Origin of the sequence: Acetobacter sp. UBA5411 (genome assembly GCF_002409645.1) — a bacterium.
Classification (GTDB): Bacteria; Pseudomonadota; Alphaproteobacteria; order Acetobacterales; family Acetobacteraceae; genus Acetobacter.
In genome coordinates this window covers 58,151-70,869 of record NZ_DHNR01000031.1, presented here as the reverse complement: position 1 = coordinate 70,869, position 12,719 = coordinate 58,151, and the positions used below count along the sequence as shown (strand labels likewise).

10 protein-coding genes are annotated in these 12,719 nt (G+C 57.6%); 1 reads left to right on the top strand and 9 read right to left on the bottom strand.

The window, feature by feature from the left end:
- Positions 1 to 145: 145 nt before the first annotated feature.
- The 7 genes from B3759_RS09675 to B3759_RS09645 form a co-directional block, all read right to left on the bottom strand.
- Entirely contained in the window at positions 146 to 1,087 is a 942-nt protein-coding gene (locus B3759_RS09675; RefSeq protein ID WP_291365720.1) for a hypothetical protein, read from the bottom strand.
- 102 nt (positions 1,088 to 1,189) lie between these two features.
- On the bottom strand, positions 1,190 to 2,155 hold the full coding sequence (locus tag B3759_RS09670; RefSeq protein WP_291365719.1) for a hypothetical protein: 966 nt from the start codon (positions 2,153 to 2,155) through the stop codon (positions 1,190 to 1,192).
- A 74-nt stretch (positions 2,156 to 2,229) separates the two neighbouring features.
- Positions 2,230 to 3,201: an Hsp33 family molecular chaperone HslO gene (locus tag B3759_RS09665; protein ID WP_291365718.1), complete on the bottom strand. Its 972-nt coding sequence runs from the start codon at positions 3,199 to 3,201 to the stop codon at positions 2,230 to 2,232.
- An 82-nt stretch (positions 3,202 to 3,283) separates the two neighbouring features.
- Complete coding sequence (locus B3759_RS09660; protein WP_291365717.1) at positions 3,284 to 3,634, bottom strand: hypothetical protein; 351 nt, start codon at positions 3,632 to 3,634, stop codon at positions 3,284 to 3,286.
- The gene (gene argF / locus B3759_RS09655; RefSeq protein WP_291365716.1) at positions 3,631 to 4,635 is read right to left on the bottom strand and encodes an ornithine carbamoyltransferase; all 1,005 of its coding nucleotides are present in this window, start codon (positions 4,633 to 4,635) and stop codon (positions 3,631 to 3,633) included. Before argF ends, B3759_RS09660 begins: the two co-directional genes overlap by 4 nt.
- On the bottom strand, positions 4,632 to 5,825 hold the full coding sequence (locus B3759_RS09650; RefSeq protein WP_291365902.1) for an aspartate aminotransferase family protein: 1,194 nt from the start codon (positions 5,823 to 5,825) through the stop codon (positions 4,632 to 4,634). Before B3759_RS09650 ends, argF begins: the two co-directional genes overlap by 4 nt.
- A 284-nt stretch (positions 5,826 to 6,109) precedes the next feature.
- Positions 6,110 to 7,423, bottom strand: coding sequence for an Nramp family divalent metal transporter (locus B3759_RS09645; protein ID WP_291365715.1), 1,314 nt, complete (start codon positions 7,421 to 7,423; stop codon positions 6,110 to 6,112).
- A 164-nt stretch (positions 7,424 to 7,587) separates the two neighbouring features.
- On the opposite strand from B3759_RS09645, the gene B3759_RS09640 reads away from it, so the two are divergent.
- Complete coding sequence (locus B3759_RS09640; RefSeq protein WP_291365714.1) at positions 7,588 to 8,739, top strand: pyridoxal phosphate-dependent aminotransferase; 1,152 nt, start codon at positions 7,588 to 7,590, stop codon at positions 8,737 to 8,739.
- Between the two features lie 203 nt (positions 8,740 to 8,942).
- On the opposite strand, the gene B3759_RS09635 is transcribed toward B3759_RS09640, so the two are convergent.
- Entirely contained in the window at positions 8,943 to 10,670 is a 1,728-nt protein-coding gene (locus B3759_RS09635; RefSeq protein WP_291365713.1) for a Hint domain-containing protein, read from the bottom strand.
- A 776-nt stretch (positions 10,671 to 11,446) separates the two neighbouring features.
- Positions 11,447 to 12,679 (bottom strand): MFS transporter, encoded by a 1,233-nt coding sequence (locus B3759_RS09630; RefSeq protein ID WP_291365712.1) that lies wholly within the window; start codon positions 12,677 to 12,679, stop codon positions 11,447 to 11,449.
- Positions 12,680 to 12,719 lie beyond the last annotated feature (40 nt).

Genomic DNA, 12,719 nt, shown 5'->3' with positions numbered 1-12,719 from the left:
GAAGTTTTTGGTGAAGCTTTTTTTCAAAAAGCTTCAGAAAATGCCAACTCCACTATGAAAAATCACTATATTTAACAATCTCTCAAACGAGACCACTGAATGTTGCGAGAGCTATCTCTCAGGATAGCTCTCTCGGCAACAGCAATCAGGGTTTTGAGGGCGCTTTCAGATAACCAGCCGCAGGAGAACGCGCCTTCACTGCCGTGCTGGCTGCGTCCGTCGCGTCATCTGCTACACCACCGGGAAAGATGGCGTTCGGCTCTGAAGTCTCTGCAGAAGGAGCCTGAGCAGACGCGGAGGCTGGAGTTTTTTCCACAGCTGCCGCCGGAGCGGTCGGAGTAGCCGGGGTGGAAGATGCTGGAGCGGCGGCCGTTGTCACCGCACCACTGCCAGTATCGGCAGAAGATGCCGAGGCTGCAGCAGAGCCGCCCAGAGATTCCGTCTGGATTGCCGCTGCCGTGGGCATGCCGCCCGCATCAACCAGCCAGTCCTTCAGCTTGTTCTTGATCTGGAACTCCAGCTCGACATTCATGTCCTGCATCATCTGACGCGTGATCTCGTAGAGATTGGCGCGGCTATCCGCATCTCCCTTGCTCAGGTCAGGCTTCATGCTGCGGGTGACATGGGCCTCCACCTCTCCCATCTGCTGACCGGTGGAAGATTGTATGTCGAGATGGGTATCCATCTTCCCGTTCAGGGTCCCACCCGGCTCGTGAACGATCGAGGCACCATCAATCGTGAAGACGGCAGAGCCAGACTGTCCGGCAGCCACAAGCCGCTGCTGGGCCATCTGGGTCAGGGCCTGATCTGGCGGAATGGGTGCCTTCGCCGACTCATCGCCCGGCACTGAGCCCGGCGCAGCATGATCGGCCACCTGCATGGTGGCGACGTTCAGATGGATCTGGTTGAGATAGCCATACTGATAAGGAGGAAAGGCCGTCATCGCGTTATCCGATGACGAACAGCCTGCGATCAGGGTTATCGCGGCCAGCGCGCTGAGCATCGTCGTCCGGCGCATGACCTGACGGCTGAAACAAGTCTTACCAGTGAGCCGTTTGCGGATATTGAGCATCCCGCCATTCTCCATTTTGAACTCCCGGCCAGACGATACCATGACCGGATAGGCATTTTCCGAAGAGCACTATCTGCCAGATCGGGGTAAACGGAAAGCGTCTGGAGGCTTGGCCGATTATGTCCTGTTCTGTCGGTTGGGCCACGCGCCGGGCAGGGAAGGAACGGAGGTCGGCAGAGACGATGCAGCCCCGAGTGCAAAGGCTCCGGACAGGCCGGCTTTTCCAAAGTCCACCGTCAGTTCCCGTGGAGCCAGTTCGATCGAGTCCGGGTTGCCGATAAAGAGCGACAGCAGCCGCTGGGGAATAAGACGGGCAAGGTCCGTATCCCTCTCCATCAGGATCAGATCCTGTTGGGGACAGTAGATCACGGCAATCTCGGTGTCCGGAGACGGCTTCAGCGTGCCGATATACAGCACGATATTGGCCGACGGATCAGCGAAACGGGTCAGTTCCATGTCCGGCAGACGCAGGAGCGGAAAACCGCGCAGGATGGCCCCACCATAGGGAGAGAGAATGACCGGCGATGTCTTGGCGGTCAGACCGCGTGCAACAGACAGCAGTTGCAGGAAGGCCGTCGCTTTCAGCGGCGGACTTTCAGCCCGGAAGGAAAGTCCGTCCTGCGGCAGCATCTGGGGCGTGAAGCGGCCTGGTGGCGGAAAACGCTCCAGCCAGGCAGCCAGAAGCTCCTCGCACAGAACGCGTCCCAGATTGCGCACCTTTTCCGTCAGTTGCAGGGTAGCGGGTCTGAGGGCTTCCAGCGCCGAGTTAACAAGCGCCTTGAAATAGGGCGCAAGGGCATCGACGATGGCGTTCTGTTCTTCAGGTGTGAGCGCTGCGAAACGACTGGCGCGGTAATTGAAGGACGGATCAAGAAACCAGAGCGCCTCCGTCCCCTGCTCGTGACGCAGCCGCAGAACCGGCAGCGGCAACAGGCTGACATGGAGGGCGAACGGATTCCAGCCGGGATAGAAATTCAGCAGAGGACGATGATTGACAGTCAGCGTATGTGCCTGTCCCTGAAAAGTAATCACTATGCTTCCGTCGTCTGCCGGAGCGACCTTGTCCTGCGATGCTTCGGGCATATCGTCTCTGCTGCCTTAATGTCTGGCTGAATACTTTAGCGACATTTCTGTTTCCTGCCCATCAGTCAAAGACGTCAATTCGCAGGGGCCGCTGTGCCGACTTCCTTGCGGTCAAAACAGAAGTCATGATTACAGAACTCGCACGTCATCTTGATAACGCCGTCCTCGACCATGTGATCAAGATCGTCATCGGAAAAACGCGAGAGAACGTCGGACAGTTTTGCTTTCGAACAGCGGCATCCGTAGGCCAGCGCCCGGGACTGCCCAACGACCAGATCCTCTTCATGGAACAGGCGGTACAGCAATTGTTCAGCCGGAAGCGCGTCATCCAGCAACTCGGCGTCCGTCAGCGTCCCGGCGAGCGCAAGGGCTGTGTTCCATGCATCCTCGCCCTGCTCGTCGAGAACATCGAAGTGATCGGTGTCGGCATCCGAACCACCACCACCAGCAATGCGCTCAAGGATAAGAGCACCGGAACGCCAGCCTGCCTCGGTCTGCTTAGCCGCGAGCATGGTCCAGCAGGCATGCTGTTCACTGGTCTGGAAATAATGCATCGCCATGTCGGCAAGGCTGTCACCAGTGATTTCAACAATCCCCTGATGCCGGTCCATCTCCGGCCCCTGATCGACCGTCAGGGCGAGGTAGCCGTTTCCTGTCAGGTCCCGGTCAGTGATCTGTTTGCCTGAGGCAAGCAGCGCATCCAGCTGCTCCTGATCCTGCCGGGCATAAAACCGTAGGCCACCGGTATCCGTGCAGTCCGCCAGCAGGAGACTGACAGGTCCGTCACCCTTGATCTGCAACGAGAAAGAGCCCTGAAATTTCAGGGCACTGGCCAGTCCTGCGACAAGCGCCAGCGCTTTGCCGCCGAGAGCGGAGATGGCAGGCGCATGTTTATGGCGGGTGAGGATGGCGTCCGCCAGTTTTCCGGGGCGGACCAGACGTCCGCGCACTGGCCGACCGGCCAGATGGAAAGGCGTCACCCCCCCGGGGACAACGATATCCGGCACATCCGGTCGATCGCGATCAAGAAACGCAGGGGTATCCAAAATGCCTCTCCTTATTTCGGTTCTTCTTCTCGAGCCCGTCGGCCACAGAAGAAGAACCTATATGGGCACGCCATGACCGGATTTACAGGTCAGCCGTAAGCCGGGATTCCAGAGCTTCAAGAGTCTGCCGGAACGCCTGCTGTTTTTCATCGTCCAGCGGGAAAGCAGCCTTCAGAGCGGAGAGAAGTCCTTGCCGACAGGCATCATGAGCGACATCGAGGTCCTGACTGCGGGGCGCCGAGGCAAGGCAGTCGATATAGGAATCCCGAAAGGAACGAAGCTTGTCCGCAGGCAGACCGAGCGTTGCGAACGCCTTGTCCACTTCCGGCTCCAGCCAGCCCGGAGCTGCCGGACCATCTTCCGTGGACGTTACCTGCATCGGCCCGTCTTCAGGACCCGTTCCCACGATGTTTTCGGCGTTGTCGTCGCTCATTTCGCTTCCTCCCCAAACCGCGTCCAGTCCTCGCCTCCGAGCGCCCAGACGAGCAGCCCTTTCTGGGCGTGCAGTCTGTTTTCGGCTTCATCGAAGACCACCGAAGCCGGACTTTCGAACACGTCCTCGGTCACTTCCTCACCAATATGAGCCGGGAGGCAGTGCATGAACAGGGCGTCCTTCGCCGCATGTTTCATCAGGGCGCGATCGACGCGGTAAGGCTCCAGCAGCGTGATGCGCTCGGCCGCAGCTTCATCAGACATGCTGACCCATGTGTCGGTCAGGATGCAGTCCGCACCTGCCACGGCTTCCTGCGGATCGTTGGTCAGAACCAGTTTCGCGCCCTGCTGGCGCGCCCAAGCGACAACCTCCGGCTTTGGCGTCAACTGTCTGGGCGTGGCGACACGCAGGGTGAAATCAAACAGGGCCGCAGCTTCGATCAGGGAAGCAGCGACATTGTTGCCATCCCCCACCCACGCCAGCGTGCGACCTGCGATCGGCCCCTTGTGCTCCTCGAACGTCATGATGTCCGCGAGGATCTGGACCGGGTGAGAGTCCGGTGTCAGGCCGTTGATGACCGGCACGGAGCTCCAGCGGGCAAGTTCATGTAGAGCGGCGGTGCGACCCGTGCGTAGTACGATGGCGTCCAGAAAGCGCGACAGGACCCGCGCTGTATCCTGTACGGACTCTCCACGACCAAGCTGCGTGTCGCCAGCCGAGAGAACAACGGCGTCGCCGCCCAGCTGGCGGACACCGACTTCAAAGGAAACGCGCGTGCGGGTGGAGGGCTTGGACAGCAGGATGCCCAGTGCACGACCTTCCAGCGGCTTCGCGGGGTGCATGGGACGACTTCTGCCATGCTGCATCCGCTTCATGCCAGCTGCGACATCGATGATCTGTCTGAGAGTGGTCTTGTCCAGATCACGCAGATCAAGAAAGTGGCGGATCGCCTTCCCGGCAGGCTGATGAGTCGGGGAAGCGGCCTTGGCAGAGGTGGTCACGAAGTCGTCTCCAGAATAGCGGCCCGGACGGTTTCGGCTGCCTGACGGAGACACTTTACGGCCTCAAGACAATCCTGTTCCGAGATGATGAGAGGCGGCACGAGCCGCAGAACATTGTCTCCAGCGGAGACGGCGAGAAGCCCGGCAGCCTGAGCGGCGGCAAGCACATCGGACACTTTCGGGATGCAGCGAAGGCCTATCATCAGACCCATTCCCCGACGTTCCGAGAAAATGTCGGGAAAATCTTTGATCAGCGCGTCCAGCTTCCTGTCCAGAAACGCGGCGCGCTCACGCACCTGCTCCAGAAAACCGGGAGCCAGAAGAATATCCAGAACCGCATTGGCTGCTGCACAGGCCAGCGGATTACCGCCGAACGTGGTGCCGTGCGAGCCCGGCGTCAGATGCTTCGCCACCTCTTCACGGGCCAGGATCGCGCCGATGGGGAAGCCGCCGCCCAGCCCCTTGGCTGCGGACATGACGTCCGGGGTGACGCCCGACCATTCATGGGCAAACAGCTTGCCGGTACGGCCCACACCGGTCTGCACTTCATCAAAACCAAGGAACAGGCCGAACTCGTCGCACATGGCGCGGAGTTCCTGAAGGAAGCGCTTGTCCGCCGCCTTGATGCCGCTTTCCCCCTGAATGGGTTCCAGCATCACACCGGCGGTTTCCGGCGTCACGGCGTCACGGACCGCGTTCATGTTGTTGAGCGGCACATGGTCGAAGCCCGGAGCGCGCTCGCCGAACCCGTCGAGATAGGTCGGGTTGCCCGTGGCGGACAGCATGCCCAGCGTGCGACCATGAAACGCACCCTCAAAACACAAGATGCGGGTGCGCTCCGGGTGGCCGCTCTTCGCCTGTGCACGGCGAATGGCCTTTACCATGCCTTCATTGGCTTCCGCGCCGGAATTGCAGAAGAACACGCTGTCGGCGAACGTGTTTTCAACCAGACGGGCGGCAAGGCGTTCAGCCTGCGGCACCCTGAACAGGTTGGACACGTGCATGACCTTTGCGGCCTGCTCGGTGATGGCTTTTACCAGTTGCGGGTTGGCGTGCCCGACAGAACAGGTGGCGATACCAGCCGCGAAATCAAGAAATCGTCGCCCGTCCGTCGTGTACAGCCAAGCGCCCTCGCCCCGCTCAAAGGCGAGGTCAGCGCGGTTGTAGGTCGGCATCAGGGCGGAAATCATGAGGGCCATGTGTCCAGTCAGGGATTGAAAGGGCTGAAACAGAAACGGCCCGCTGCCTGTGGGGAGCGGGCGTCCGGTTTCATTGTATATGATGACTGCGCTTGTGTGTGTAAGTCAAACCTGATGTATCGGAATGACCGGGAAACTGTATCTCATGGTGTGCAGAGGTCGTTCAAACTTCCGCTCCGGTAGCTCTTGAAGAGCAAAAACAAGTATCTGCACAGATCTACTGGTCTGCGGGAAATCAATGGGAAGGAAAAACACTTTCCAATCGTGCCACTCCCTCACCCCATCAGCGTGTCGTAAAGCAGCTTGAAGTTCAGCGCGAGAATGATCCCCGACACCAGCCATGCCAGTCCTGCGACAGGCCGGGAGATGGTGAACGGTCCCATCATGTCGCGTTGCGTCACGAACCAGATCAGCGGAACTACGGCGAAGGGAAGCTGCATCGACAGGATCACCTGACTCAGAAGCAACAGGCTATCCACGCTTTTGTCGCCGAACCACACGGAGGCGATCACGACCGGTACAATGGCGAGAGCCCGTGTCACCAGTCGCCGCGCCCAGTCGGGCAGGCGCAGATGCAGAAACCCTTCCATCACGATCTGCCCGGCCAGCGTGCCGGTGATGGTCGAGTTCATTCCCGCCGCGAGCAGCGCTACGGCAAACAATGTCGAAGCCAGCGCCGCGCCAAGCACGGGCGAAAGCAGATGATAGGCCACGCTGATCTCGGCCACGTCACTATGACCCGTTGTATGGAAAGCGGCGGCTGCCACGATCAGAATGGCGGCGTTGATGAACAGCGCCAGCGACAGGGCGATGGTGCTGTCGAGTGTCGCGAAGCGGATAGCCTCGCGCTTGCCGTCCGGTGTGCGCTCATAGGCGCGGGTCTGCACGATGGACGAATGCAGGTAGAGATTGTGCGGCATGACCGTCGCACCGACGATACCGATGGCGATGTACAGCATCGCATGGTTGGTCAGAATACTGGTCGTGGGAATGAAACCGTGCAGGACGCCGCCCATCGGAGGGTGGGCCATAACCAGTTGCGCGGCGAAGCATCCGGCGATGATACACAGTAGCCCGATGATGAAGGCTTCGAGATAGCGAAAGCCTCGCCCCATCAGCAGCAGCACGATGAATGCATCCAGCGCCGAGAGCAGAGAGCCAGTCAGCAGAGAGAACCCGAACAGAAGTTGTAGGGCGATGGCCGTGCCTATCACTTCCGCCAGATCGCAGGCGATGATGGCCAGTTCACAGGCAATCCACAGCAGCAGATTGATCCCGCGAGGAAAGCGTTCCCGGCAGGCCTGCGCCAGATCCAGCCCCGTCGCGATACCAAGCCGGGCCGACAGGGCCTGAAGCAGGATCGCCATAAGGTTGGAGAGCAGGATGACGCTGAGCAGGGCGTAGCCAAACTGCGCTCCGCCCTGCAGATCCGTCGCCCAGTTGCCGGGATCCATGTAGCCGACCGAAATGAGGTAGCCCGGCCCGACAAAAGCAAGGAACCGTTTCAGCGCGGAAGCCCCGGGACCGGGAACGCGGACAGTAGCAAAAACGTCCGGGAGGCTGCGGCGGCGACTGTCTGCGTTCGGCACGTTCGGTCTCTGATCTGCTTGGTGAGAGCGGGGGCGCACTCATAATATGCATTATGCTATACAGGATTGCATCAGGAAATATCCATCACTTCCTGCAAGGCATGGTCGGAACAAAGAGTTTCGGGCAGGATGGATGCCCTCCCGCAACCTTCCGGACCGTGTTGATGACTGTTCCCGAGATTGATCCGTTTCACACCGTGACGCTCAGCACGCTGGCGCATCGTCTTGCGGCGGACGGTCGAAGCATCATTCACATGGAGTTCGGACAGCCCTCGACCAGTGCGCCGAAAGCGGCGGTAGCCCGGGCGCATCATGTGCTGGACACCGATCCGATGGGCTACTGGGAGAGCGAGCCGCTCAAGGAACGGATTGCCCGGCATTATGCCGACAGCTACGGCGTGACGGTAAAGCCCGAGCAGATCACGCTGACTGCGGGAGCTTCGGTTGCGCTCGTGCTAGCCCTGACAAGCTGCTTCGTGCCGGGCATGCGGGTGGCGCTGGCAAGACCGGGTTATGTGGCCTACCGCAACACACTCCGCGCGCTTCACATGGAAGCCGTCGAGCTTTCCTGTGGTGAGTCGGTGCGCTTCCAGTTGACGGCAGAGGCTATCGCCGCCCTGTCTCCGGCACCGGATGGGCTGATCATCGCCAGTCCCGCCAACCCGACCGGCACCATCCTGTCGCCAGAGGAACTGTCCGCGATCGTGGAGGTCTGCCGTGCGCGGGGTATCCGCATCATCTCCGATGAAATCTATCATGGCCTGAGTTTTGGAGAACCAGCGCACAGCGTTCTCGAATATGACGACACTGCACTGGTGGTGAACAGCTTCTCCAAATATTTCAGCATGGCGCCGTGGCGGCTCGGCTGGCTTGTCGCGCCTGAAGACCGGATCGACGCTGTAAAGGCGCGGATGGGCAACATGTTTCTCACGCCATCCTCACTGAGTCAGCATGCGGCTCTGGTGGCGTTCGATTGCCGCGATGAACTTGACGGTCATCTGGAAACCTATCGGCACAATCGGGATCTGTTGCTTGAAGCTCTGCCCGTCTGGGGATTGCGGCATATCGCCCCACCCGATGGCGCTTTCTACATCTACGCCGATATCGGTCATCTGACGGATGACAGTCTCGCCTTCTGCACCCGACTGCTGGAGGAGACCGGCGTGGCGACGGCTCCCGGTATCGACTTCGATCCAATGGACGGGAAGCACTTCATCCGCTTCAGTTTCGCCGTGTCGACGGACCGGATCAGAGAGGCCATTCGCCGGATGACGCCGTGGTTTATTGAGCGGACGGTAGAGGCAAAAACGCCCTGATCTTTTTCAGATCAGGGCATTTTCTGCTTTTCTCGTTGCATCGGACGTGAATGAGGAATGGTTTTCTATTCTTTTTGAAAAAAGAACCAAAAACTTTTGTCACTTCTGCGAAGCCATTTGGTCTGGCAACGTGTTTTTCCTCTAACAAACAGCCTTTTATTTTCTTCTTTCAGAACACGAAGAATTCTGATCTTTCCGCCAGATCAGGCTGTCTGCTTCTCCGAGAGAACAGACGTGCTTTCAATAATATACGGTCCTGCCGAGAGAATTTCGACCGCCAGAAGTCCTTCTTTTGTCGGGTCAATGTCTTCAAGCGACAATGCGGCATTTCCGGTAGTCCAACGTGCACCAGAAGATTCAGATGGAAACCAGCCATCCAGAGGATCGCTCTGGTGATGGCGTGTAAGAACATGGTTGCTCTTGCCCTGAGACACCACAATGCGTCCAACCTGCACGCCGAGCGAGCGTCGGTCATCGACATAAGCCCCAACGGCATCATGCGGACGGCTTGAGCGGGAAAGAAGACGGACCGATCTTACACCCGCAGGAATGACAAAGAACGCAAACTGGCCGGTCTGTCGCTCAAGAGGAATGAGGGTGCCGTCATCGGTCATCAAACGCAGTTGTGGATCGGTTGTTGTCTCGGAACGAGGCGTGCGATTGTCCAATCCATTATGCACGGCGCGCGTTTCAATCTGATGGAACAGGGGCGAGGTAAAGGACGGATTGACTTCCAGCGGAGCAGCGGCGTCATTTTCCCATGACAGGGCACGCGATATCGGTAGAGCTGCCACTGTGCCGGACTGTCTAAAAGAAGAACGGTTACCGGTATCAAGATAACTTTCCGTCAGCACACCGTCAGCCGACAGGATCGAGTGCTGCTCTGTCTCCACGTGATAGTAATCATAGGACGTGATTGTCCTGTCGTAGAAGATCGAACGACCATTGACGAGCAGACGGGCCGGAATGAATCGGCCTTCAAGATAAAGACAATGTTCTGACGTAATCAGCATGTCTTTCCAGGGTACATTCTGTCTGAACGCCCCTTTCAGAATACGCACTGGATAGCCGGCCTGATCATCCGGGAGATCGGCGCGTACGGAAACATGCGTGACACCAGCCCAGACAACCTTCCTGATTTCAGGAAGGCCGTTGACCATTGCCATAACCTCATCACCAATCAGGATATCCTGAACAGGCACGTCTCCCTGCGGTGTAAGGATCATGGAATCAGCAAGGAAGCAGGCAAATGTGTAGGTGCCATCGTTGTTTTGTGTATAGGTGAAATCACTCGGCGTTACGCCTGCCGCCAGACTGATATTGTTGAAAAGCGTCTGCGTGGCTCCCCAGAGCGTGCCCTGCAAACTGTAGGTAACACCATCACTGTTTAGAACGAGATGGACATTGTCCGGTTCGTTTCCTGAGATGATTATTTTATCGTAATTGCTGAAATTCTTCATGGTAGCACTGGAGGTATTGCTACTATCATAATAAACAACATTGAGGGTTGAACCACTGATACTGCCGTCAGCATTACTTACATCATTGAAGATGACTGTTCCCTTCAGTGTATTTCCATACTGAAGAGTCAGGTCGGCTTCTTTCAGAACGATGGTGGCATTGGCAGGATCACCAGCTATTTCCTTCGTCGTCAGCGTGATATCGCTCAGGGTCAGCACAGCGCCTTGTGAAAGGGAAAGGCTGTAATTGCCATTGTCGAGCGATTGTCCATCCGATGAAAGAGTTGCTGCTCCATTCACAGTAATACCGCCTACAGACGCATCCTGCGACAGAACGACATTCGCCCCTTCATTGAACACCACAGAGTCATAACTCTGGGGGACATTATTCCCATTCCAGCTGCTACCCTGCCAGTTGTCCGAAACGGTCCAGTCGTTGCTTGCTGCGCCAGTCCAGATTACTGTGGCCATTCCATTCCCTTATAGTTTTATGATCGTCCACCAGACGGGCTGACCAGAGGTTTCCCGGCATGGATTTCGTTGCTGTCACGTCGGGGTGACATGCTCCAGTTGATAATTTTCGTTTTATATTATGGTTTTTAAAAGGTCACGTTAAGAATTTGGTAATACGTCGTAATTTTAAAGCGCAAGCACATTGAGGTTGAAGGAATTTTTCGAAATTGTAATTTATATTTCGCATTAAATTACAATTTCGAAACAACGAGTCATGATCGCAGTTACTTGGCCGGATAAAGTCGATCCAGAAGCCTTTAATCGCTGGCAAGGATATGACACTGCGCCGTCCATAATGCTTCAGGAACAGGCAGATGACAGCAGTCATCCCTCCAGGAGAAAACCAGCTTTTCGCTGCATTAAAATCAGATGCTTTTGTGCCAGACTGAATTGTTCATCCGCATAGCAACACGCAACATTCAACTCGTCTTAGCTGTCACCCGGATTAACTGACGGCACACCTCAGAAAGCGTACCTCAAGCCGTTATTCTCTGTTCCAGTTCTGAAAAGGCTGGCGGCGAAAGGCAGACTTTTGTCGTATCGGGGAATAAGGGGCCACAAAGGTTCATAGACGATGCTCTACAGACGCAAACTGACGAGCAAAGCGAGAGACCGAAATCCCTACCCTGACAGGAGCAGTTTTTTCACCACTACAGGCGATGATTGAGACCTGCTCATGAAAAAACCCGGAAGCCGATGGCTCCCGGGTCAAACAGGTCAATCATCAATAGCAATCAGGCAGGAATCAGAGACCGCTTCAGAAGAGCAAGCGCCAGAAGATAAACCACCAGACCTCCGACAGACAGCAGGGCCGCTCCGATACCGAGAGAGCCGTAGCTGTACTGGGCCGCAAGCAGCGCACTCCCCAGCGAGGCCCCCATAGCGTTGGCGACATTGAACGCCGAATGGTTGAGTGACGCAGCGAGAGTCTGGGCGTCTCCGGCAAAGTCCATGAGCCGGGTCTGAAGAGCCGGACCGAGAGCATTCACAAAAGTCGGGATCAGGAATACATCGATCATAAGCAATGCCGGGTTGTGCAGCACGAACGGAAACACCAGCATCCCGACCGCACTTCCCGAGAGCGCCAGAATAGCGGCCAGCGAGAGGTTGCGGTCAACCAGCCAAGCTCCGACATTTGCACCTGCAAGCATACCCGCACCCCAGACGATCATGAACGTCATGATTTCCCATTCAGGCACATGGGTCACATTCTGAAGAACGCTGGTGAGATAAGTATAGATGGTGAACATGCCACCAAAACCTACAGCGGCAGTGAGCAGCGTCAGCAGAACCTGTGTATTGAACAGGGCCGTCACTTCCTTCAGCGGGGAGTTCTTGCGGTTGGGTTTGTCCGCAGGGATGTAGCGCCAGACGCCTGCGAAGGTGATCAGACCACACAGGCCGATGATCAGGTAGGACACACGCCAGCCGAAATGATCGGCGGCAAAGGTCGAGAAAGGCGCACCGACCAGTGTGGCGATGGCGATGCCGGACAGGACCCTGCCGACCGCCCAGCCCCGCCGGGAATGATCGACCATCGACGCCGCAACAAGTGCGGAGATGCCGAACAGCGCGCCGTGTGGGAGGCCGGTAATGAATCGCCCGATCTCGATCAGCCCTGCGGTCGGCATGACAATGCTGAGCAGGTTGCCACCACAGAACAGCACATAGAGCAGCAGCAGCAGCAGTTCACGCCGTGACAATCGTGCCCCCATGATAGTGATCAGCGGCGCGCCGATCACCACGCCGAGGGCATACGCCGTAATGGCGTAACCCGCGTCGGCGGTCGAAAGTTTCAGCGAGGCCGCAAACTCGGGCAACATCCCCATGATGGCGAACTCACCTGTACCGACCACAAATGTGCCGAAAGTCAGAACAAGGAAAGCAGCGGCGCGACCATGTGGTGGCTGGACCGGCACGGGGGCGAACTCGGCCGGTGCAGCCGCTGGAGCAATATCTGTCGTCATGAAAGATCCGGGTATAAGCCTGTCAGGGAAACAGGACGCT